This window comes from Streptomyces sp. MA5143a (assembly GCF_900290235.1).
GTDB lineage: Bacteria > Actinomycetota > Actinomycetes > Streptomycetales > Streptomycetaceae > Streptomyces.
Genome location: NZ_OLMK01000063.1, coordinates 147,653 through 169,034, shown reverse-complemented (window position 1 = coordinate 169,034; position 21,382 = coordinate 147,653). Strand labels below are relative to the sequence as shown.

The following is a 21,382-nucleotide window of genomic DNA, read 5'->3' as shown; positions in this document are numbered from 1 at the left end:
CGGCCGACCGTACGGCCAGGCCGAAATGGACTCAGTGCCGCACGAGCCGTCCATGAAATCCTGCACGGCGAAGGGCCTGGCGGTGCACAGCACCGCCAGGCCCTCAAGGCCGGCATGTAATAAGGCAACTAATGCCGCTGGGCGTCAGTTGCACCTGATGCTGATTTGGGCGGCCCAGGTACCGTTCTTCTCCTGCCAGGTGGTCCGGCTGATCAGTGACACGTCGTTGCGGTTCGGGCACTGGTTCCGCGCTTCGGTCAGCGCGTTGGCGTACGCCACGCCTTCCTGCGAGGCGTACGCCACGCGCGTCACCTTGTCACCCACGTTGGCAGCAGCAGCGATACCGCTGGCCCCGAACGCCATGGAGCCGGCCACTGCGGTCACCACGAGAGCCTTCTTCATCAAGGCCTTCATTTTCGCTTACTCCTTATTCATTTACAGGGGGGGGTGGCCGAAGAGGGAGTTATCGGACTTCGAACAGAATCGCCGAACCCCCTGTCCTCTTCTGCGAGTGCAGCGTAACGCGGCTGATCTTTGGACGCCCATGCTGCACACACGATCCACCCTTTTCTCTGATCTGGCTCTGAATCAGCCCCAGCGATCGAGGTGGATTACTCGATTAATTTGGCAGACATAAAGAAGATGAGCGGCAGTAAGGTGTCCATTCACAGGCGGTACTGAGGAGCGGTGGGTCCGGTGATCCCGGTGAGCTGACAATCTTGTAGATTCCTGTCCGTGTCGCAGGGGCCGTCGTCGAGGATCTCGCCACGCCGGTGGCTGTGCAGGCTCGCGTGATCGATGAGCTGCGAGCCGAGGTCGCTGAGCTACGGGCGGAGAACGCGGAGCTGAAGCGCCGGCTGGGGATGGACTCCACCAACAGCAGCAAGCCGCCGTCGTCCGATCCGCCGGCGAGGAAGAGCCCGCATTCGCAGCGGGTGCGGTAGGCGGATCGCAAGCCGGGTCAGCGCGGGCGGGAGGGCCACTGGTTGCAGCCATCGGGGAGCCCGACCGCGTTGAACGGGTCCAGCCGGCCGAATGCTCGGGGCGCACCGGCCCGCTGTCGGATGCGGCGGAAGAGGGTTTCCGCACGGTCCAGGTCTTCGACATCCCGCTGATCGAGCGGGAAGTCACCGACATGCGCCTGATCCGGCGCCGCTGCCGGTGCGGGGCCGCGATCTGCGCGCGAGCCACGAATCCTGCCGTGGGCAGCAGGAAAAGACCCCGGACCGATCATGGTCCGAGGCCTTTTGCCATCCACTTCTCACATCAATGAGGACGGTCACTCACCACCGGCCGGCGCTTGAGCAGCCGATCTCGCGGGGAGGGCGTGGGGGTCAGCGGTGGTGGTGGCCGTTGTCGTTGTGGTGGTGGCCACCGTTGCGGTGGCCCCAGTCTCCGTGGCGGTGTCCGCCGTCGCCGTTGTGGTGGCCCCAGTCGCCGTGGCGGCGGTCGCCGTCGCCGTGGCGGCGGTGGCCCCATGATTCGCTGTCGATCCAGCGGCCTCGGTCGTTGCGGAGGGTGGCGGTGTCGGAGTGGTTGCCCCAGATGTGATGGCGGCTGCCCTGGAACAGGTCAGCGGCGGTGTCACGGCCGAAGCCGGTGTGGATGCGGACCGTCGTGCGGCCCCGGAGGCGGTAGTCGTCGAAGGTGTAGGTGCGGCCGTCCTCGTTCTCGAGGGTCCAGCCGTCGAGGTTGACGCTGCGCCTGGCGGTGTTGGTGATCTCCACCCACTCCCGGTTCAAGGAGCGGTTCGAGCGGTCGTCGCGGCCCGGGGCGTCGTACTGGACCTCCGAGATCGTGACCCTCGGGCGCTCGTGACGGTCGTGGTCGGCGGCGGACGCCGGCAGGGTGACGACCGAGATCAGAGCGCCGGCGGCGAGGGTGGCGGCGGCGAGACGGCGGGCGCCGGCAGAAGCGGTAGCGGACAAGAGGGCTCCCTCGTGGTGCGGACGGCTTCCCCGGGCAGGCGGTGCGGGCCCACGGGGAAGTCGGTGTGGTGGCGACCGGTTGGCCGCACGCACACTCTGTCCACGGCCTGGAGGACTCGTGGCGCAACATCCCCTTCTGTTACCTCTTGTCCATATTTCTATGACTCTCGCCTGCAACATCCATCAATGCGGTTTACGGCCGCTATTGCATCGCCGACTGGTGGGGCCGCCTTGTGGGCGTTGGGGTGCGACGTCCGTTCTCCCCCATGCACCCACCCGCAAGGGCTCGGGCGTCACCCGAAAGTGAGTAACAAGGGGGGCCGACGGATGAGCTCGCCGGCCCACCGATGAAAGGGGGTGGGGAAGCGGCCCGCGCGGCGGGCAGGCCGCCCGTCCCCGGAGGGCGATCTTGTCCAGGTGCGTCGACAATGAGCGCGAGGGATCCTGTCGCGGCTGTGGCGGGTGTGTGGCTCTGCGGTCGGAGGTCGGTCGTCGTGCGGGACCTGGTGGCACGGCTGGCCGTCGACTTCCCCTCGGTCGGCGTGGTCACCGTCGAGGCGACGGTCAGGGCGGCGTACGACGCCTTCCGTCAGGCCAGAGTCAGGGCCTACGTCCCCATCCTCATCGAACGCCGGTCCCGGAAGGTGCTCAGGGCCCGCTGTCTCACCGCCCCGGCCCTGGCCCCCCTGCCCGCCCCGCACTCCACCCCACACCCCGTGCCGCCCACCCCGCACCCCGTGCCGCCCGCCTCCGAACCCGTCCCCGTCCTCCCCGCCGCCGAACGAGCCGGGACCGCGACCGGAACGGGAAGCGGCACCCGGACCGGGCCGTGACCGTCCCGGTCCCCGTGGCGCGCCGTACCCGCCCCCGATCGCTGGAGGGTTGATCGTGATGTCGGACCGGAGAGCCAAGCGCATCGCGGAGTTCATCGAGCCGCTCAGGGTCGAGCCGGGGACGAAGGTGCGACTGGAGCGGGACTTCGATCCCCGGTACAAGGCCGGGCTGCGGAAGCGGGACGGGGTCGAGCTGCTGCGGACCGGGGTGTCGCTGCTGGCCGAGTACCAGGAGCGGCTGGCCGCGCAGGACACGTACGGCGTCCTGCTCTGTTTGCAGTCCCTCGACGCCGGCGGCAAGGACGGCACGATCCGCCACGTCATGAGCGGCGTCAACCCCCAGGGCGTGCGGGTCAGCAGCTTCAAGGTGCCGTCCGTCGAGGAACTCGACCACGACTACCTCTGGCGTTACGCCACTCGGTTGCCCGCGCGCGGCGAGATCGCCATCTTCAACCGTTCGCACTACGAGGAGGTCCTCGTCGTCCGCGTCCACCCCGAGAACCTGCTGCGGCAGAGGCTGCCGGAGGACTCGCGCGGGCCGGGCGTCTGGAAGCGGCGCTACCGGGAGATCAACCACTGGGAGCGGTACCTCACGGACAACGGGTTCAAGGTGGTGAAGATCTTCCTGAACCTCTCCAGGGAGGAGCAGCGCACCCGTTTCCTCAAGCGGATCGACCTGCCGGAGAAGAACTGGAAGTTCTCGGCGGCCGACGTCCGGGAGCGGCGCCACTGGGACGCCTACCAGCACGCGTTCTCCAAGATGCTGTCCGCGACGAGCACGCCATGGGCCCCTTGGTACGTCGTACCGGCCGACCGGAAGTGGTTCGCGCGGATCTGCGCGGCGGCGATCCTCGCGCACACCCTGATGGACATCGATCCGCGGTACCCCGAGGTGGGCGAGAAGGCGCGGAGGGCGCTCCTCGTCGCCAAGCGGGAGCTGGAGCGGGAGGCGCCCGCCGGGGCCCCGGCCGACCCGTACGCCGCACGGCATCCGGTCGAGGGAGCGGAACGGTGACCGAGCCCTCCCCGAGCGGTCCTCGGGAGCACGCCTGGTACGCCCGCGCTCCCGAGGACGTGGCCACCGCGTTCGGTGTCGGTCCGGCGGTCGGGCTGTCCGGTGCCCGCGCCACGGAGCTGCTCGCCGCGCACGGGCCCAACGCGCTGCCGGACGAGAGGCGGGCGCCGGCCTGGCGGCGATGGCCGGCGCGCAGGCCGGGCACATCCGGGTCCGCATGGTGACCGGTGACGACGTCACCACGGGCGCGGCGATCGCCCGGCAGCTCGGGCAGCTCGGTATTCCCGGCGAGGCGGTCCTCGGCGCGGACTTCGCCGCCTGGAGCGAGGGCCTCGGCACGAGCGAGATCGACGCCCGCCAGTTCGGCTGGGCCGTGCTGGCGGCCCTCGCCCTCCTGCTCCTGTGGGGCAAGTTCCTGGCCCGCCGCTCCGGGGCCGCGTGACCGGTCCCCGCCCAGGTGGGGGAGGTGGAGGTCGCGGCAAGAACTTCTAGGACGATCGGGCCCGGGCGTGCACACTGGGGGCAGAGTGCCGGTTGGCACCAACCGGGAAGGACCGACATGCTGATCATCTTTGGCACCAAGGGTTACCTGTACCAGCTCGCGATACTCACGCTGGTGTGCGGGCAGTGCGGGAACCCCTCCGCGCACACGCTGCGGAAGCGGGTCACGAAGTTCACGTTGTTCTTCGTGCCGCTGTTCCCGGTGTCGACGAAGTACCAGACGCAGTGCACGTTCTGCGGGGCGGAGCAGAAGGTGACCGCCGAGCAGGCGGAACAGCTCCAGGCGCAGGGCGCGGGCGGCCCCAGCGGCCACTACCAGGGGCAGAGCCAGCAGCAGCCGTACCAGTCCTGACCGCCGGCTCTCAGGTGGACAGTCGGGTCATCACCGCCTCGAAGATCTCCGAGAACTCCGAGGCGCGGTGCAGTTCGGGCGACAGGGTGTTCATGTCGCGCAGGACGTCCGCCAGCCGGGGCAGCTGGGCGCGGATCTCCGTGTAGAGGTCGATGTCCTCACGGAAGCCCTGGAGGTTGGCGGCCGAGACGCTCCGCATGGCCTCGTCCAGCTCGTTGATCTGCTCCTCCCAGTACCGTACGTAGCCGATGCGGTCCTGCGGCCGGTAGATGCGGGCGTCGGGGAGCACCACGGGGAAGACCCGGTCGGTGAACTCGCCGTGGCGGGCGGTCTCCAGGAGTTCGAACAGGCAGTTCTGCGACTTCAGATAGGCGTCGCTGATCACCAGGACCACGCACTTGCCCTGCCCGAGGCGGGCCATGAAGTCCTTGATGGACGCCTTGTAGCCGATGTCCCGCCGGTCGCGGACCACGGTGACGCCCCTGGCCCGGAACGCCTCGTCGAGCTCGTCGGCGAGCGCGTTGCTCTCCTTGCTCCAGGAGTACGACAGGTAGACCTCCGTGTCGGACGGGGCCGACGACCGCACCACCACTGCTTGCTCCTCACGCCTGTGTCGTTCCCACTCACGCCGCAGCGTCACGCGCAGCGGCTGGAAGGCCGGATGGTTGAAGGGGATGGCGTACAGCGTCAGCACCAGGTCGAACAGGCCGACGACATGGCGGGTCTCGTCCTGGAACCTGCCGGGCGCGAGACCGCGGAGGAGTTCGACGGGCTGGAGGCTGTCGGCGGTGCCGGCCCGCAGCAGCGGGATGACCCGGGGCCACGCGCCGGGGCCGCGCCGGGCGCGGATCAGTTCCGCGTCGACGGCCGCCGCGCCCTCGGGGCGGGTCAGGGCCCGCAGGTGGTCGGGGGTCACCACGACCAGGACGACGTCGTCGCCGCGTACGTCGGCCGGGTCGTCCACCATGAGCACCCCGGCCTCGCGCAGGTCGCGGGCGAGCCGGGACGCCCAGGCGGCTTCGGCGGGCGGCCGGCTGAGGTAGCAGCGGGGCACCGCGCGGTCGCTGCGGAAACTCTTCACCCGCACGAGGAACGACTCGTAGGTGCTGCGCAGCCGGGCCGCCGCCTCGTCCCGTTCGACGAGCCGGGTGTCCTCGGCGCCGAGCGCGACCGGCTGCTCGGTGTCGGGGAGGTCGATGCGGTCGCCGCAGCGGAAGCAGAACATGACCCGCACACCGTCGCGCAGGGAGCCCATCACCGCCGAGCGCTCCTGCCGGTGCCCGCCGGCACAGGACACCGGCGGGAAGACGGTCACCGTCACCTCACGCTGGTACAGGAACCGCTCGAACAGTCCCTGGAACATACGGCGGCCGTACGGGGGCACCGCCGCGCTGTAGTGCAGGACGAGTTCGATCTCGCCCTCGCGCTCCTGGAAGAGCCGGAACCCGCAGATCTGCCCGCTGCCCATGTCGAACTGGGCCTGGCTCTGCCAGTAGTTGACGCGGGTGAACGTCTGGGTGTGGCCGAGCAGCACCACCAGCGCGGGGTAGACGTTCTCTACCTGGCCGCGGACCACGTACGACACGTCGTCGACCGTCTCGATCGCGTCGAACAGCGGGCGCTTCTGCTTGATCAGACCGGGGAAGATCAGCAGGGTCTCCGCGCCGAGCGTGTCGCGGAAGCACAGGTTGTGCTCCAGGAACCGCACGACGGCGGCGTCCAGCAGGACCTGCTGCTCGGCGCGGTCCAGGGTGTCGACCTCGGGCAGGGGGTAGCCGCCGGCGAGCAGCGTGGACTCGCTGAGCGCGCCGAGTTCCTGCGGATGCTTGTCGGCCTGGAGGAAGACGGACGAGGCGAGGTCGACCAGCAGCTCCGGGGCCAGCAGGACGGTCCGCGCGCCGGAGGAGGTCCGCAGCACCGAGACATAGCCGTGGTTCTCCAGGTGCCCGACCGCCGTCATCATCTCGGCGTCGGTGAACCGCCACTCAGGGTCCGTCTCCAGCAGCTGCCGGCGCAGATCGGCGGGCGACACGAGGACGCCGCGGCGGTCCGGGCGTTCCTTCAGCGCGAGCACGAACTCCTTGATCCGCTTGAAGGTGAGGGTCGTGACCGTGGTGGTCATCCGCTCCCACTGGATCTGCTCGCGCAGCAGCTCCATCAGCGCGCCGACGCCGGTGCCGGTCGCGGCGCTGGTGCTGACGTAGCCGCCGGTGATGCCGTGGGCCTGGCAGTACTGGTCCAGCTCCGCCTGCGACACCACGGGGGCGCCCCGGTCGACGCGCGCCCCGACCAGGACGGTCGGGGGAAGGGCCCTCCTCCCCGAGAGCTGTTGCAGCCAGAACTGCACCCCCTTCAAAGGCTCCTGACGGTTCGTCGGGTCGAACAGCACGAGGGCGAGATCGACGTTGTCCAGGAAAATCGCGTGCACGGGGCGGTAGACGTGCTGGCCGGCGAGGTCCCAGAGGACGGCCTCGCAGTCCGTGCCGTCGGCGCGCTGGGTGCGTACGTCGTCGATGAGCCAGAACTGCTGGCCGTGCGTGGAGGCGTGCTCCTTGAACTCGTCGTGCGCGAGCCGCCATCCGAGCCCCGTCTTGCCGACCCCCGAGTCCCCGACGAGGACGACCTTGGCGGTCATGTACCGCACGGAGTCGCCGCCGGCCTGATGACCGAGCAGCTGGTCGAGGTCGTAGTCCCAGAGGGAGAGGCCGGCGTAGTTGTTCCAGACGGCGAGGCGGGGGAGGGTGGGGTGGAAGGCGAAGCTCGGGCTGGTCCGCTCGCGGACGCTCGTGTCGTCCTCGAAGCCGTCCTCGGAGTCGTCCTCGAAGTCGTCCTCGGTGATGTCGTCGAGGTCGGCATCGTCGTCCTCGCTGTCGTCGAAGTCGTCGACCTCGACCTCGACCTCGGAGTGGCCGCGGACACGGGCGTCGAGATCGTCCGAGCCGTCGACCTCGGCGTAGGGCGGCCGCAGCACGGCGACCGTCGTCCAGTCGTCGGTGCGCCACAGGCGGACGGTCTGGTCCCGGGAGGCCGTCCCGAGCAGCTTCCCGTCCGCCGAGAACATCACGTCCGAGACACTGTCCGTGTGTCCCTCCAGGTAGGTGATCGACTCGCTCCTGGCGTTCTCGTCGAGCCTCAGAACGCTGATCCTGCCCCCGCTGATACCCGTGGCGAGCGTCCTGCCGTCGGGTGACCAGGCCACGGAGATGACGATGTCCCCCTGGTTCACGGTCTGAACGGGCAGCCATGAACTGCCGGATCGCTTCCAGACGCACACGGTCGCGTCCGCCGAACCCGTCGCCAGCATCGTGTCGTCCGGCGACCAGGCGAGACGGTTCACATAGTCGGCGTGCGCGTGGATGGTGTGCGAAGGCCGCACGCTCCGGGCGTCCCACAGCCGGACCGTCCTGTCCTGCGCGCCGGAGGCGAACAGGTCCCCGCCGTGCGACCACGCGACGTGGCCCACCCAGCGGGTGTGCGCCGTCAGCCGCAGGGACTGGTGGGGTCTGTCGATGTCCCAGACACGGACGCCGTGGAGGCCGCAGGCGGCGGCGAGGCGCCCGCCGTCCGGCGACCAGCTCACCCGGTTGACGAAGCCCCTGCTGCCGCGCGCACGCAGGATCGCGACGTCCGAGTAGTCCTCGGCGTTCATGACGCGGATCCGGCTGTGGTCGGCGGGCACCGCCAGCAGACGTCCGTCCGGTGACCAGGCGACGTAGCGACCGCAGTCCTTGCGCGGCGGTCTCCCCACCACCCGGTTCAACCACACGCCCTCGTTGGACGAAACCCCGTGTTCCGACATGGCCCCCGTCGCCCCCAACCGTCGTCTTCGCGGTCCCGCCTCCGCGAAGGTGTTCCAGGGTAGTGCCGACACCTGCGTGGGCTCACCCGATCCCGTCCGGGCGCCGTTCCCTGCCCGTTCCCCGTCGCGGCAGTCGTGGTGGCCTCTGGTGCGTGTGGGGGGTTGGGGGTCCGGGCCAGGTGGGCGTTGTCGTGGTCGCCGCCAGGAGGATCGTCATGTGTTCGGCGAAGTCGGGGCGTGGCAACGAAGTTCCCGCGTCCCGGCCGGCCTCGCCCGGCGTGCGCCCATCATGAACGCCGAGGCGCCCTCAGCGCCGGAACCTTCCGGTCCGGGAGGTCCCGCCCCTCGTGCCGATCGAGGAGGGGCGGACCGCTCCCGCTCCGTCCGGCACGGGCGGGCGGGGGCGGTCGACCGCGAGCGCCAGCGTCACCGTCACGGACGCCGCGGCCAGCACCGCCATCGCCGTGCCCGGCGACGTCAGTTGGGCGACCGCGCCCGCGAGGGCCGCGCTCACGCCCTGGAGGGTGAGCATGCCGGCCGAGTGGAGGCCGAGGGCGTGGCCCGTGAGGTCCGGCGGTGTGAGGGCCAGCAGGTGCTGCTGCTGGACGAGGCTCGCGGCGAAGCCGACGGAGGCGAGCGTCGCGCAGGCCGCGGCCAGGGGGGTCGGGGGGTGGAGGGCGAAGAGAAGGTACGGGGCGGCCAGGAGCAGCAGCAGGGGTGTGGCGAGGCGGTCGCGGAACCGGGGCGCAAGGAGTCTGCCGACGGTCACGTCACCCGTGAACATGCCGAGCGCCGCGCAGGCGAACAGCACGCCCGCGCGGTCGGGGGCGTACGCCACGAACAGGGACTCGCAGCCGACGACCAGGCCGTTGGGTATCCACAGGCCCAGGTAGAGGCGCCGGCGCGGGACGGACGCCCACAGGCGCGCGTTGGTCCGCCAGGTCTCGGCGACGGACGGGCGGCCCGTGCCGCGCGGGGCGCGGCGCGTCAGTCCGGTCAGGGAGCAGAGGGCGGCCGCCGCGTACAGGGCCGCCGACACCAGCAGGGTCACCCGGGGGGACAGCAGCGCCACCAGGGCGCCGCCGGTGGCGTAGCCGGTGACCTGGGTGAGGCCGTGCAGCATGTTGAACGCCGAGCGGCCCAGCAGATAGCCGTCCTTCGGCAGGATCTCGGTCAGCAGGCCCCAGCGCACTCCCCCACCGAGGGACGCGATCAGCCCCTGGACGGCGATCACCGCGAACACCGACCACAGCGGCAGACCGGGCAGCGCCAGCAGGGCCGTGCTCACCGCGAACGACGCGGCGAGGCCGCTGAGTGTCGCCCTCGGCGGCAGCCGGTCGGCGGCGGACAGCAGGGTCGTCGCGCCGACGACCTGGGCCAGGGACGGGCCGAACATGCTGAGCGCCGACAGCAGCGGGGAACCGGTGGCCTCGTAGACGGACGTCCCGAGGGCCAGCCCGCCGATGGTGGACCCGGCGACCTGGAGGGACGAGGACAGGAAGAGAGGGGTGAACTCCCTGGTGCGGAAGAGGGCTTGATAGCTGCGCATGGGCAGGACGATCGGCCCGACGTCCCGGCCGCCGCTAATGTTTCGCGCACACGCGAAAGCCCGGACGGCCTCGCCGCGTCCCGAAGGTCCCGCAGTGGCCGTCCGCCACAGCCCGGAGGCCCCGCAGCGGCCGTCCGCCGCACCCCGGAGGTCCCGCAGTGGGCTGGTGGCAGGTCAACGCCGACACCCTCGCCGGCAGCCGGTTCGTGGTGTCGCCGCTCGCGGAGACGTTCGCGAGCCTGAAGCGGCTGCACGCGGGCACCGGCACCCATCCCGGCGAACAGGTCTGGCTGGCGGACCATCTGCCCGCCTACCGGGCCGAGTTGGCCCGCGACCCGGTCACCGCCCTGCTGGTCCGGGCGGGTCTCGGCGAGAAGTGGATCGCCGACTTCCTCACCCCGACCCCGCGTGAGGGCGAGACCTTCGCGCAGGAGGTCGCCCGGGTCCGGGCCGTGGACCCGGCCGCCGCCCGCGCCCACCTCGTGCTGTCCCTGCGCGGCCCGCTCCCGGCCGCCCTCGACCGCGACGACCTGCCGGACCGCGCGGCCGACCTCCTGACCTACGTGTGGGAGGAGGCCGTACGGCCGGACTGGGAGCGGCGGCGGCGGGTGCTGGAGGCGGACGTCCTCGCCCGGACCGCGCAGCTGGGGCAGAGCGGCTGGGCGGCGGTGCTGGACGCGTTGCGGCCCGGCATGCGCTGGCTCGGCGAGAACCGGCTCCAGGTCAACCTCCACGAGTATCCGCCGCGGGAGATCTCCGGCGCGCGGCTGGTGTTCGTGCCGGTCACCCCGCAGCGGGTCGGTTGGGTGGCGTGGGAGGAGGGCGAGCGGTACGCCGTCGTGTACCCGTGCTCGGGCGTCCTCGCCGGCGGCGACGGCCCGGCGGCCGCGCCCGCCGCCCTCGGCCCGCTCCTCGGCACCGCCCGCGCCCGTGTCCTCGCCCTCCTCGACTCCCCCATGAGCACGACCCAGCTGTGCGCGGTCACCGGCCGCCCCCTCGGCTCGGTGGGCCGCCATCTGAAGGTCCTGCTGGACGCGGGCCTGGTCCGGCGCGGACGAGCGGGCCGCTCGGTCCTGTACACCCGGACGGCGGCGGGCGAGGTGTTGGTACGGGCTCCGGAACGCCGGGAGGCCGACGGGGACGCGGGCTGACGCGCCGTGTCCGGGGCGGGCCGAGGCGGCCGAGGTGTTCCGTCCGGGGCGGCGGAGGCGAAAAGGTTTCCGGAGATAGCATCCGTTTATGACTACAGACACCCCCCGTACCTCTCCCCTCGACATCGAGATCGGTGCCCTCACGGGCGGCTCCGCGGACCTCGCGCAGTACGCCGGCAAGGCCGTGCTCGTGGTGAACGTGGCCTCCAAGTGCGGTCTCACCCCCCAGTACACGGGCCTCGAAGCCCTCCAGGCCCGCTACGCGGCGCAGGGCTTCACCGTGCTGGGCGTGCCCTGCAACCAGTTCCTGGGGCAGGAGCCGGGCTCGGCCGAGGAGATCGCGGAGTTCTGCTCGGCGACGTACGGCGTGACCTTCCCGATGACCGAGAAGGTCGAGGTGAACGGCGAGGGCCGGCACGCCCTGTACGAGCGGCTGGTCGGTCACCCGGACGCGGAGGGCCACAGCGGCGACATCCGCTGGAACTTCGAGAAGTTCCTCATCGGCCGGGACGGCTCGGTCGTGGCCCGTTTCTCCCCGCAGACCGAGCCGGAGGCCGCGGAGCTGGTGGCCGCCGTGGAGAAGGCGCTCGGCTGAGGCCACCTCCACCCGCCGCTCCGGGTGCGCCCGTTCGTTTGACCTTCCCCCTGGGTCAAGGACCACCGTCCCTCCCGCCGGGCGCGGACGCCCGGTGACGGAGGATGACCCAGTGGCCACGGACGACCTGCTCACCATCGGTGCCTTCGCCGCCCGCGCACGGCTGTCGGCGAAGGCGCTGCGGCTCTACGACCGACTGGGGCTGCTCGCCCCGGCGTACGTCGACGAGCTGACCGGCTACCGGTACTACCGGTCCGACCAGGTCGAACGCGCCCGTCTCGTCGCCCTGCTGCGGCAGCTCGACATGCCTCTCGCCCGCGTCGCGGAGATCGTGGAGGCCGTCGGGACGGACGGCGTTCTGGCCGCCGAGCGGCTCGACGCGTACTGGGCCGGCGCCGAGGAGCGGTTCGCGTCGCAGCGGGCCCTGGTCGGCTACCTCCGTGGACGGCTCACGGGAAGGGACCCGGCGATGGACGGCACGAACGCCACGGACGCCACGAACAGCTCGAACGGTACGGGCGGCACCGACGGAACGAACGCCGCGGACGGGGCCGGGGCCGGGGCCTGCGGCACCTTCGTGGTCGAGACGGTCGACACGGCCGCGCAGGTGGTGCTCACCCAGGCACGGCACCTCCTGGTCGACGAGCTGCCGGCGTGGATCGGGGCGTCGCTGGGACGGCTGGAGGAGGGCGCGGCGGCCTGCGGCGGGACGGCGGGGGCGCCGTTCGTCGTGTACCACTCCGAGGTGTCCCTGGAGAGCGACGGCCCCGCCGAGTCGTGTGTCCCGGTGGCCGACCCGGAGGCGGCCCGCCGCTGGGCCGCGGAGCAGGGGCGGGCCCGGGGGGCCGGGGTGCGGGTGGAGCCGGCGCGCCGGCTCGCGTACACGCGGATCACCAAGGCGCAGGTGGCCTACCCGCAGATCGCGGCGGCCTTCGAGGCGGTCGAGCGGTGGATCGCCGCGCGTGGCCTGGAGGTCGTCGGTCCCTGCCGTGAGGTGTACTTCGCGGACTGGGACGCGGCGGGGCCGGAGGATCCGGTGTGCGACGTGGCGTTCCCGGTCGCATCCTGACCCATGTAGTACCGGTACGGCCGTGGGGGTTTTCCCTACGGCCGCACCGGAGGGAACTGGTCCTGTCGGCCAACTGTCAGCGGGTGGTTAGCGTCTACTCCGACACACGACGAACAACAACCGCCCGCACGAGTCGAACGGAACGGACGAGCCGCAGTGGCCTTTGCCGAGCTGACCCCACGACGTCCCGTCTCGCGCGCCGACAAACCGTCGCCGACGCGTGAGCCGTGGCGGGAACGCCACCGAGTGCCCCTCACGGCCGCTCTGTGCGCCCTGCCGCTGTACGTCGTGTGGTGGGCGGTCTTCGCGACCGGCGGCGGGGATCTGGCCGCGCAGGTGGCGTGGGCGGAGTTCGCGAAGATGTACCCGGACTCCGCGGTCAACCTGTTCTGGTACGGGGGCCTGCACGCGGCGAACTACAGCGTCCTCTCGCCGTATCTGATGGCGGTGTGCGGGGTGGTCGCCGTGACGCTGGCGTCCGGGCTCTCCGCGTCCTGGCTCGTCGGCGCGGTCGTCGCCCGGACGGGTGTGCGGGCGCCGATCCCGGTCGCCCTCGCGGCGACCTTCTCGCTGTGGTGCCAGGTGGTGTCGGGCCGCTCCACGTTCATGCTGGGCACGGCCTTCGCGATGGGGGCGCTGCTGGCGGTGGTCGGCGGGCGCGGCGGGCGGCGGCTGGCCGTGGCGGCGGTGTGCGCGACGCTGTCCACGATGGGGAGCCCCGTCTCCGGGCTCTTCCTCCTCGTGGTCGGCGCCGCGTATCTGCTGTGCCGCGAGTGGGGCCGGGCGGCGGCCCTGATCCTGCCGCCGGTGACGGTCGTCGCCGTGACCACGCTGCTGTTCCCCTTCGAGGGCGAGCAGCCCATGGCGTTCAGCCGGATATGGCCTCCGGTGGTGATCTGCGCGGTGGTCGTGGTGACCGCCCCGAGCGCCTGGCGGGTGCTCCGCCTCGGCTCCGCGGTGTACGCCCTCGGTGTGGTCCTCTGCTATCTGATCCCCACCCCCATCGGCACGAACGTCGAGCGGCTCCTGGAGCTGGCGGGCCCGGCGGCTGCCCTGGCCATCGCCCTGTACCGCGGCGAGGCCCGCGCGGAGGGGGCCCGGCTGCCGCTGTCCTGGTTCACGGCCCGGCGGCGGGTGGTGGCCGGTGTGGTCGCCCTGGTCCTCTCCCTGACGTGGCTGACGGCCAAGACCACCGCCGACATCGTCACCAACACCAAGGTGCCCGAGTGGGCCGTGAAGACCGACGGGGTGGTGAACGAGCTGAAGCGGCTGGGCGCCTGGAAGACCCGCGTCGAGGTGGTCCCGGCCCGCGACCACCGCGAGGCCGCGATCCTGGCCCCGTACATCAACATGGCGCGCGGCTGGAACCGGCAGGCCGACGTGGAACGGGGCCGCCTCTTCTACGAGGGTCACGGCGGCACGGAGGTGCCCGAGGGCGCCTTCACCCCCTCGGCCTACAAGGCGTGGCTGTCGCAGTGGGCGGTCGGTTTCGTCGTCCTCGTCAACGGCGAGCCGGACGGGCCCGCCGAGCTGGAACACGCCCTGGTGACCAGCGAGCCCGACTATCTGGAGCGCGTCTGGGAGGACGCGAACTGGAAGATCTACCGGGTGAAGAACGCGACGCCGCTGGTCGACAGGCCGGCGTCGGTGGTCAGCGCCGACGGCGCCAACCTCGTCGTCCATATGCCCCGCCCCGGCGAGGTCATCGTCCGCGTCGCCTACTCGCCGTGGCTGTGGGCGGACAACGGCTGCCTCACCGCCGACCGCGAGTCCGACGGCGACCTCACCGAGTTCACCCGCCTCACCGTCCACGAGGCCGGTGACGTCCGCATCAGCTCGCAGTACGGGGGGCCGTCCCGGAAGACGGCGCTGGAGTGCGAGAAGGAGGCGGAGGAGGAGGGCGAGGAGTAGGACGGGCCCCACGCGAGCCCCATGAGGGCCCCAAGCAGACCCCATGCATGAGGCGCCCCTCCCGGTCGGTGGTCGGGAGGGGCGCCTCTTCGTGTGCGGTGCGGCTGGCGGTTCGCGCGGGTGGCGGCTGTGCCGGCCGGCCCGGTCAGCTCACGCGGGTGAGCCTGGGGACGAAGCCGGGCTCGGTGAGGTCCTTCTGCAGGGCCACCGGGACCTCGACGCCGTAGCCGGTGCCGTCGCCCACGGTCAGCGAGCCGACCTTCGTGCCGGCCTCCGCCTGGTGCGGGATGGTTTTTGCGGGCTCCAGCCCCAGCTTGACGGTCTTGCCTGCCCAGCCGACCGCCGAGACGTCCTCGGTGACGACGACGGGGGTCTGTCCGCCGAGCTGGTCGTCGACGTAGCCGACGACGTCGCCCTTCTTCAGGATCGTGTCGGAGGTGAGGGCGTCCTGGGCGGCGATCATGGCCGTCTTGCTGACCGCGTTGACCGTGTCGATGATCGGCGGGGTGTGCTGGCCGAGGATCGCGCCGACGACGATGGCCGTCTCACCGCCGACCTCCTTGGTGGCGGCGAAGAGCAGGTTGCCGCCGGCCGCCGAGGTGGAGCCGGTCTTGATGCCGATGGCGTTGTTGTAGGGGACGAGACGGTTGTAGTTGTCCCAGCGCTGGCCCGACGGGTCGAACCAGTAGGGCAGCTTGGTGATGTCGGTGAGGGCCTTCATCCGCACCAGCTCGTTGCCGAGCTTCACCTGGTCCTCGGCGGTGGAGACGGTCGTCTCCTTCAGCCCGGACGGGTCGGTGTAGGTGGTGTTCTTCATCCCGAGGTCCTTGGCGGCGGCGTTCATCTTCTTGACGAAGTCCGCCTCGGAACCGTTGCTGTCCCAGCGGGCGAGCAGCCGCGCGATATTGTTCGCGGACGGGATCATGATGGCCGCGATGGCGTCGTACTGGGAGAGCTTGTCGCCCTCCTTGACGGTGTTGAGGGTGGACTCGCCGTCCTTGTCGTAGCCGCCCTCGGTCTCCGCCTTCGCGTCGACCGGGATGGTCGCGCCCTTCGCACCCGGCTTCATCGGGTGTTCCTTGAGGATGACGTACGCGGTCATCGCCTTGGCGACGGAGCCGATGGCGACGGGCTTCTGCTCGCCGAAGCTGTCCAGGGTGCCGATGCCGTTGACGTCCATCCAGCCCTGGCCCTGCTCGGGCCACGGCAGGGTCACCTTGTCGCCCTTGAAGGCGTAGGACTCCTTCGCGGTCAGCGCGAGCGTCGGGGCGGGGAGCGAACGGAAGTTCTGTACGACCGCAAAGACGATCACCAGCAGGATGACCAGCGGGGTCCAGATCTTGACCCGGCGGACGGCCGTCCTGAGCGGGGTCTGCGGGGGCGGCGGCGTGTTCGTCAGCTCCGCCAGCAGATCCAGCGGCGGCTTCGGCGGCAGCGGCTGCTGCGTGGTCCGCTCGGGACCCACCTGAGGAATCGTCCGGGTGGCCTCGGCGGGCGCGACGGAGGGCTGCGCGGACTTGGCCGGGGCGGCGTCGTCGAGCGACTTGAGCGCCACGAACTTGCTGGTCCGCTCGCTGGGGGCGCCCTTGATGTCGGACGGGGTGCCCTTGGCGTCGGACGGGGTGCCCTTGGCGTCCTCGGTGGCCTTGCCGTCGCGTTCGGCCTTGTCGGAGGTGTCCTCGTCGGAGGCGTCGTCGGCCTCGCCGGTCGCCTTGGTGGCCGCCGCGCCCAGCTTGAGCATGGTGGTGGGCTGGTCCACCGGGGGGAGCTTGGGTGCGCGGAAGATGGCGGTCGCCTGATCGACGGGCGGCTCGGCGTCGGCTCCAGCTTCGGCTTCGTCCTCTGCCGCGATCTCGCTGGGGCGGGACTTGGCGAAGAAGACCCCGGAGCCGCCCTTGGAGGCGGGGGTACCGGAGCCGGTCCTGGGGGCCGCCGCGTCGGAGTCCGCCCCGGACGACGGGGCACCGGAGCCGGCCTTCCCGCTGCCCTCGGGGCCCTTGCCGCGCTCCTCGTCGGGACCGGCGTCGCCCGCGTCCCCGGCACCGGAACCGGCGTCGGGCTCGGGCTTGCGCTCGCGCTCGCGGTCACGCGGAGCGTCGGCGTCGGCGTCGGCGTGCGAGTCGGCATCGCTCTCCCCGTCGCGCGACGAGTCGGCGTCGGCCTCGGCACTCGCAGCGTCGGCCACAACCTCCTTGGGCTTCGCGTCCTTGACGGACCCGGAGCCCTCGCCCTCGTCGCCGGGCTCGCGGTCACGCGGAGTCGCGGCGTCGGAGTCGGCGTCGGAGTCGGCATGTGCGCGGCCAGCAGTCACCCGGTCGGCCCCGGTCTCCTCGGACTCCGCCGCGCGCGGCACGTCCGCGTCGGCCTCGCCGCTCGCGTCCTTCGCCTCCCGCGCCGCGGGCAGGCGTGCCGCCAGGGCGAGGGTGGGCGTGGCGGCACCTGGCGAGCGCCGGGAGGCATCACCGGACGCGGAGTCGGCCGCGTCGCCGGTCTCGGCGGTCTCGGCGGTCTCGGCGGCGGGTGCGTCGCCGGTCTCGTCGTCCGCCGGCTCCAGGCTCACCTCAGCCTCAGCCTCGGGCCCGCCACCGCCATCGGCGTCGGCGTCCTCGACAGCAGGCTCGCTCTGCTCGGCGTCATCCGACCCAGCGCCGCCCGAAGTCCCTTCGGCACTCTCGGCACCCTCGGCACCCGACCCGGCACCTTCAGCGTCGGCCCTCGCGCCAGCAGCGTCGGCCGTCACGTCCGTGGTGTCGGTGTCGGCCCTCGCGCCCTCCGTGTCGGACGACTCCGCGCTCCCGGCGGCGGCACTCGCCTCCGCCGCGTCGGACTTCACGTCCCCGGCGGCGGCGCCGCCCTCCTGATCCGCCCCCTCCGCCGTCTCCGCCGTCTCCAGCAGCGTGCGGCGGGAGAAGACCGCCGTCGCCTGGTCCGGCTTCGGGGCGGGGGCCGGGGACGTCGGCCGGGAGAGCGAGAGGCGTGGGTCCTCGGAGGACGTGGAGGACCCGGAACCCGGGGTCTCCGGGATCGGCGGTTCGCTCCCCGACGCCGACGATGTCGACGACTCGTACCGCTTCGACCTGTCGGGGGACGTGCCCGCCACCGATGCCTCCTCCCGCGCGCCGCCCGTCCTCGGGACACGCGCCCTACCGATCTGTGAAACCCACCGCCCGGACACTAGTCACCCCGCGCACCACCGCGCCGCGCCGCTGTCCGAACCATGTACCAGTGTCCTGTGTGCGGGCTTAACCCCTGCGGTAGACGAGAACGACATACCTATCGGTTCCACTACATTCCGGTCACGCACCCTCGACAGACCAATGTGAGAGGGGTCACCCTGTCATTCATCCACGCGGGGAGGCATGGATGGGCAGGAGCCGCAGAACAATTCCGGAGGAGCTTCTGCTGCTGGCGTTGGACCCGGCCACGGGTACCACCGCACAGCCGCAGTCGCTCGACCTTGGTCTGGCCGGAGCGCAGCTAGTGGAGCTGGCGCTGGCCGGACGGATAGCCCCAGACGGGGATCGTATCGCCGTGGTGTCCCCACGGCCGACTGGAGATCCAACACTGGACTGCGCGTTGGAGTTGCTGCGAAGGCGTGGCGCTCCGGTCCGTGCGGTGCACTGGATCGGCGGGCCCCGGCTGGGGCTGCGCCAGACCTATCTGTCACACCTGGAGCGCTGCGGCATGGTGCACGCCGTCGCGGGCCAGATGTGCGGGGTGCTGCCGACCACGCGCTACCAGGCGACGGACACGGCCATCAGCCGGGAGATCAGGGCCCGGCTGGATTCCGCGATCCGCACCGGCGTACCGCCGGACCCGCGGACGGCCGCGCTCGCCGCACTGGCCCACGCCGTGGGCCTCGGCAAGCACCTGTACCCGGGGAACGAGGGACGCTCGTCCCGCTCCCGGCTCAGGGACCTCATCCGGCACGACCCCATGGGTGGTCTGGTGGCCCACGCCGTCATGGACGTGCAGAACGGTGTGGCCGCACAGCCGCGCCGCAGCCCGGCACCGGCCGGCCGACAGGCCGCACCCGGCGCCCGGCCACCCGCACCGGAACCCGCCCGCGGTGTTCCGATGCAGCCACGCCGTGGCTCCATGGCACGCGTCGTGGCGCACTGAGCCACCTGCGCAACGACGCGCCAGCCCCTCGGCGCGCCGGGGCAGTTCCACGGCACGACCCGTCACGACCGCACCACGCACGACCCGTCACCACCGCACCACGCACCACCGAACGACCCGCACCGCATCACGATGCGCACCATGCGCACCACTCGCACCGTCAGCGCCGGACCGAACCGCCTCACGGGACCCCAGGGCCCGGTTCGGGAGCCGCTGGATCGCGCGGGGCGCGCGAGGCCGTACGGACACGCCCGGCCGGTCGATCCGTCGACCGTTCGGGCCGGTCCGTACGACAGGGCCTCGCCGCCCCGCGCGGCCGCATGTTCCGGTGCTGGCCGTACATTCGGCGGAGAACCCCCCAGGGCGGAAAAACTACGGTGCGAACGGCTCACGCACAGCGCATATCCGTTGTTTTCCAGCGGTACTCGGCACCTTGGTGGCAATCTGCTCAGCAGCAGATACGCAAAGTAGAGGCCCGCAGCCGGAGGTGCACGTCCCGTGGCGTCCAATGTCAATCCCACCGTCAGGCGACGCCGGTTGGGCCAGGAGCTGCGTCGGCTCCGCGAGCTCAAGGGCATGACCGCCGAGGAAGTGGCCGAGCGGCTGCTGGTCTCGCAGTCGAAGATCAGCCGACTGGAGAACGGCCGCCGCAGCATCAGCCAGCGCGACGTCCGTGACCTCTGCGGGGTCTACGAGGTCGAGGACCAGCGGGTCGTCGACTCACTGATGCAGATGGCCAAGGACTCGCGCCAGCAGGGCTGGTGGCACGCGTTCGGCGACGTCCCGTACAGCGTCTACATCGGCCTGGAGACCGACGCGGCCAGTCTGCGCGTGTACGACCCCCAGGTCGTCCCCGGGCTCCTCCAGACCCGCCCGTACGCCGAGGCACTGATCGCGGGCGCGCTGCCCGAGACGATGCCCGGGGACATCGAGAAGCGGGTCCAGGTACGGATGAGGCGACAGGAACGTATCTCCGCGCCCGAGAGCCCCCTGCGGCTGTGGACGGTCCTCGACGAGGCCGCGCTACGCCGGGTGGTCGGCAACCGCTCCCTGATGCGCGAGCAGTTGGAGCACCTGGTCGAGCAGTCCCAGCTCCCGCACGTCACCGTGCAGGTGATCCCCTTCGACCTGGGCGCGCATCCCGGCCTCAACGGCCAGTACGCGATTCTGGAGTTCCCGGACGCCTCGGATTCCAGCGTTGTCTACATCGAGGGTGTCACGAGCGATCTGTATCTGGAGAAGCCGGCGGACGTCCAGAAGTACAGCGTGATGTATGAGCACTTGAGGGCGCAGGCCCTGAATGTGGATCAATCCCGCCAGTTCATCGCCGACATCGCGAAGGCCTATGCGCGGTTGTAATCCCTGCGCGGGCCCGATCAAGGAACTGCGGGATTGAAAGGGACGGAAGATACACCTTGGCACCCCTGAGGGGAAGACCCAAGGGGAATATGCCACTCGCACGAGTGAATGGCCGCTTCGCCAGCCGATGTTGGCGAGTAGCGTCGATCACGTCAAGGAAATCAACGACCTTGGCGGAAACCGAACTGTGGGGTCCGGGAACGGACGCGTTCCCCCAGTTCGGCGGCAGCAACTCAACGACCAACCGGCTAGCGGAGCAGAAATGGCAATTCAGCAAGGCGCCACGGACACGTGGGTCAAGTCCTCGTACTCCACGGGCAACGGCGCGTGCGTCGAGGTCAAGTCCCCCGTCGTCGCGGCACTCTCCGTGCGTGACTCCAAGGTTTCCGACGGTCCGACCCTGGCGTTCCCCGCCGACTCGTGGAACGCGTTCGTCACCGGGGTCAACCGGGGAGCCTTCGACCTCGCGTGACCATGGTTCACCCCCACCAGGAACACAACTTCACACACACCAACTGACAGAGCCCTCTCGACCGGCCCGCCGTCCTGGCCGAGGGGGCTCGGCCTTGCCCGCCGACTCGCTTCGCAGCCCGGTGGCCTCCCCGTCCGGCTACCGCAATCGGTCCACGTACCGGTCCGTCCCCGGCACCGTCGGGATGAACGGGGCCAGCAACTCCAGCCGCCCCAGCCCCGATCCGTCCAGCTCCTCCCCCAGGCCAGCGAAGTGCGCCTCCCAGCAGTCACGGGGGTCGGTCTCCAGGAACCACAGGAGGGTGAGGCGGGTGTCGACGCCCTCGACCTGCTTGACGTAGGACATGCGGTCCAGGGGCAGCGGTGTCGGCCGGAACACCGTCACCAGGGCGGCGGGGGACCCTGCGAGCCGCTTCGGCAGCCGACGGGCCCGCAGCCACTCCAGCAACTCCGCCCGTTGCTCCGGCCCTTCGGCGTCCACCACCTCCAGCACCAGACCCGCGTACGGGTGGTCGAGGGCGTGGACGTCGCGGGGCCCGGCGGCGCCGTCCCGGTAGACGGTCACCTCGTGGTCCTGGAACGCGGTGAAGACGTGCGTACGGTCCTGGTAGACGCGCGCGTCGCGGTTCAGCCCGGGTGCAGTCATTGATCCGTCTGGCGGGCCAGCATGCGCGATCACTGAGCACGTGCGAAGTCGGGCGCGCACCCGTCTTCAGATCTGACGATC

At 71.2% G+C, this 21,382-nt stretch carries 18 protein-coding genes and 1 pseudogene; 13 read left to right on the top strand and 6 right to left on the bottom strand.

Annotated elements, in window-relative coordinates; all coding sequences use genetic code 11:
* Window positions 1-144: 144 nt before the first annotated feature.
* Window positions 145-414 carry a hypothetical protein gene (locus tag SMA5143A_RS26115; RefSeq protein WP_107465280.1) on the bottom strand — a complete coding sequence of 90 codons (270 nt, stop codon included), beginning with the start codon at window positions 412-414 and terminating at the stop codon, window positions 145-147.
* 359 nt (window positions 415-773) lie between these two features.
* On the opposite strand from SMA5143A_RS26115, the gene SMA5143A_RS43120 reads away from it, so the two are divergent.
* On the top strand, window positions 774-944 hold the full coding sequence (locus SMA5143A_RS43120; RefSeq protein ID WP_181362017.1) for a DUF6444 domain-containing protein: 171 nt from the start codon (window positions 774-776) through the stop codon (window positions 942-944).
* A gap of 390 nt (window positions 945-1,334) precedes the next feature.
* Here SMA5143A_RS43120 and SMA5143A_RS26110 read toward each other — a convergent pair whose 3' ends face one another.
* Window positions 1,335-1,928: a lamin tail domain-containing protein gene (locus tag SMA5143A_RS26110; protein ID WP_107465279.1), complete on the bottom strand. Its 594-nt coding sequence runs from the start codon at window positions 1,926-1,928 to the stop codon at window positions 1,335-1,337.
* Window positions 1,929-2,356: 428 nt separating this feature from the next.
* Here SMA5143A_RS26110 and SMA5143A_RS26105 point away from each other — a divergent pair, with 428 nt between their 5' ends.
* The 5 genes from SMA5143A_RS26105 to SMA5143A_RS26085 all read left to right on the top strand — a co-directional run bounded on the left by SMA5143A_RS26105 (window position 2,357) and on the right by SMA5143A_RS26085 (window position 4,629).
* Complete coding sequence (locus SMA5143A_RS26105; RefSeq protein WP_146193955.1) at window positions 2,357-2,761, top strand: three-helix bundle dimerization domain-containing protein; 405 nt, start codon at window positions 2,357-2,359, stop codon at window positions 2,759-2,761.
* 58 nt (window positions 2,762-2,819) lie between these two features.
* Entirely contained in the window at window positions 2,820-3,776 is a 957-nt protein-coding gene (locus SMA5143A_RS26100; protein WP_107465277.1) for a polyphosphate kinase 2 family protein, read from the top strand.
* Window positions 3,773-4,000 (top strand): cation-transporting P-type ATPase, encoded by a 228-nt coding sequence (locus SMA5143A_RS26095; protein WP_107465276.1) that lies wholly within the window; start codon window positions 3,773-3,775, stop codon window positions 3,998-4,000. Before SMA5143A_RS26100 ends, SMA5143A_RS26095 begins: the two co-directional genes overlap by 4 nt.
* Window positions 3,958-4,218 carry a hypothetical protein gene (locus SMA5143A_RS26090; protein WP_107465275.1) on the top strand — a complete coding sequence of 87 codons (261 nt, stop codon included), beginning with the start codon at window positions 3,958-3,960 and terminating at the stop codon, window positions 4,216-4,218. Before SMA5143A_RS26095 ends, SMA5143A_RS26090 begins: the two co-directional genes overlap by 43 nt.
* 117 nt (window positions 4,219-4,335) lie before the next feature.
* Window positions 4,336-4,629 (top strand): zinc-ribbon domain-containing protein, encoded by a 294-nt coding sequence (locus SMA5143A_RS26085; protein ID WP_055514718.1) that lies wholly within the window; start codon window positions 4,336-4,338, stop codon window positions 4,627-4,629.
* Between the two features lie 10 nt (window positions 4,630-4,639).
* On the opposite strand, the gene SMA5143A_RS43115 is transcribed toward SMA5143A_RS26085, so the two are convergent.
* Both SMA5143A_RS43115 and SMA5143A_RS26055 read right to left on the bottom strand, forming a co-directional pair.
* Window positions 4,640-8,377: a TIR domain-containing protein gene (locus SMA5143A_RS43115; protein ID WP_181362015.1), complete on the bottom strand. Its 3,738-nt coding sequence runs from the start codon at window positions 8,375-8,377 to the stop codon at window positions 4,640-4,642.
* A 358-nt stretch (window positions 8,378-8,735) separates the two neighbouring features.
* Window positions 8,736-9,977, bottom strand: a complete 1,242-nt coding sequence (locus SMA5143A_RS26055; protein WP_258193748.1) for an MFS transporter — start codon at window positions 9,975-9,977, stop codon at window positions 8,736-8,738.
* 158 nt (window positions 9,978-10,135) lie between these two features.
* Here SMA5143A_RS26055 and SMA5143A_RS26050 point away from each other — a divergent pair, with 158 nt between their 5' ends.
* The 4 genes from SMA5143A_RS26050 (at window position 10,136) to SMA5143A_RS26035 (ending at window position 14,703) form a co-directional block, all read left to right on the top strand.
* Complete coding sequence (locus SMA5143A_RS26050; protein WP_107465274.1) at window positions 10,136-11,128, top strand: helix-turn-helix domain-containing protein; 993 nt, start codon at window positions 10,136-10,138, stop codon at window positions 11,126-11,128.
* Window positions 11,129-11,216: 88 nt separating this feature from the next.
* The gene (locus tag SMA5143A_RS26045; RefSeq protein WP_107465273.1) at window positions 11,217-11,723 is read left to right on the top strand and encodes a glutathione peroxidase; all 507 of its coding nucleotides are present in this window, start codon (window positions 11,217-11,219) and stop codon (window positions 11,721-11,723) included.
* A 94-nt stretch (window positions 11,724-11,817) separates the two neighbouring features.
* A complete protein-coding gene (locus tag SMA5143A_RS26040; protein ID WP_107465272.1) occupies window positions 11,818-12,792 on the top strand; it encodes a MerR family transcriptional regulator in 975 nt (324 codons plus the stop codon).
* Window positions 12,793-13,038: 246 nt separating this feature from the next.
* Window positions 13,039-14,703 carry a hypothetical protein gene (locus SMA5143A_RS26035; protein ID WP_107465271.1) on the top strand — a complete coding sequence of 555 codons (1,665 nt, stop codon included), beginning with the start codon at window positions 13,039-13,041 and terminating at the stop codon, window positions 14,701-14,703.
* Window positions 14,704-14,848: 145 nt separating this feature from the next.
* Here SMA5143A_RS26035 and SMA5143A_RS26030 read toward each other — a convergent pair whose 3' ends face one another.
* Window positions 14,849-17,803: a D-alanyl-D-alanine carboxypeptidase gene (locus tag SMA5143A_RS26030; protein WP_107465270.1), complete on the bottom strand. Its 2,955-nt coding sequence runs from the start codon at window positions 17,801-17,803 to the stop codon at window positions 14,849-14,851.
* 263 nt (window positions 17,804-18,066) lie between these two features.
* Here SMA5143A_RS26030 and SMA5143A_RS26025 point away from each other — a divergent pair, with 263 nt between their 5' ends.
* The 3 genes from SMA5143A_RS26025 (at window position 18,067) to SMA5143A_RS26015 (ending at window position 20,656) form a co-directional block, all read left to right on the top strand.
* Window positions 18,067-18,825 carry a GOLPH3/VPS74 family protein gene (locus SMA5143A_RS26025; protein WP_055717212.1) on the top strand — a complete coding sequence of 253 codons (759 nt, stop codon included), beginning with the start codon at window positions 18,067-18,069 and terminating at the stop codon, window positions 18,823-18,825.
* 498 nt (window positions 18,826-19,323) lie between these two features.
* Window positions 19,324-20,184 carry a helix-turn-helix domain-containing protein gene (locus SMA5143A_RS26020; protein WP_107465269.1) on the top strand — a complete coding sequence of 287 codons (861 nt, stop codon included), beginning with the start codon at window positions 19,324-19,326 and terminating at the stop codon, window positions 20,182-20,184.
* Between the two features lie 262 nt (window positions 20,185-20,446).
* Complete coding sequence (locus SMA5143A_RS26015; RefSeq protein ID WP_055537993.1) at window positions 20,447-20,656, top strand: DUF397 domain-containing protein; 210 nt, start codon at window positions 20,447-20,449, stop codon at window positions 20,654-20,656.
* A gap of 138 nt (window positions 20,657-20,794) precedes the next feature.
* Here the strand turns inward: SMA5143A_RS26015 and SMA5143A_RS26010 are convergent.
* Window positions 20,795-21,286 (bottom strand): annotated as a pseudogene (locus tag SMA5143A_RS26010) (hypothetical protein); the annotation flags it as partial.
* Window positions 21,287-21,382 lie beyond the last annotated feature (96 nt).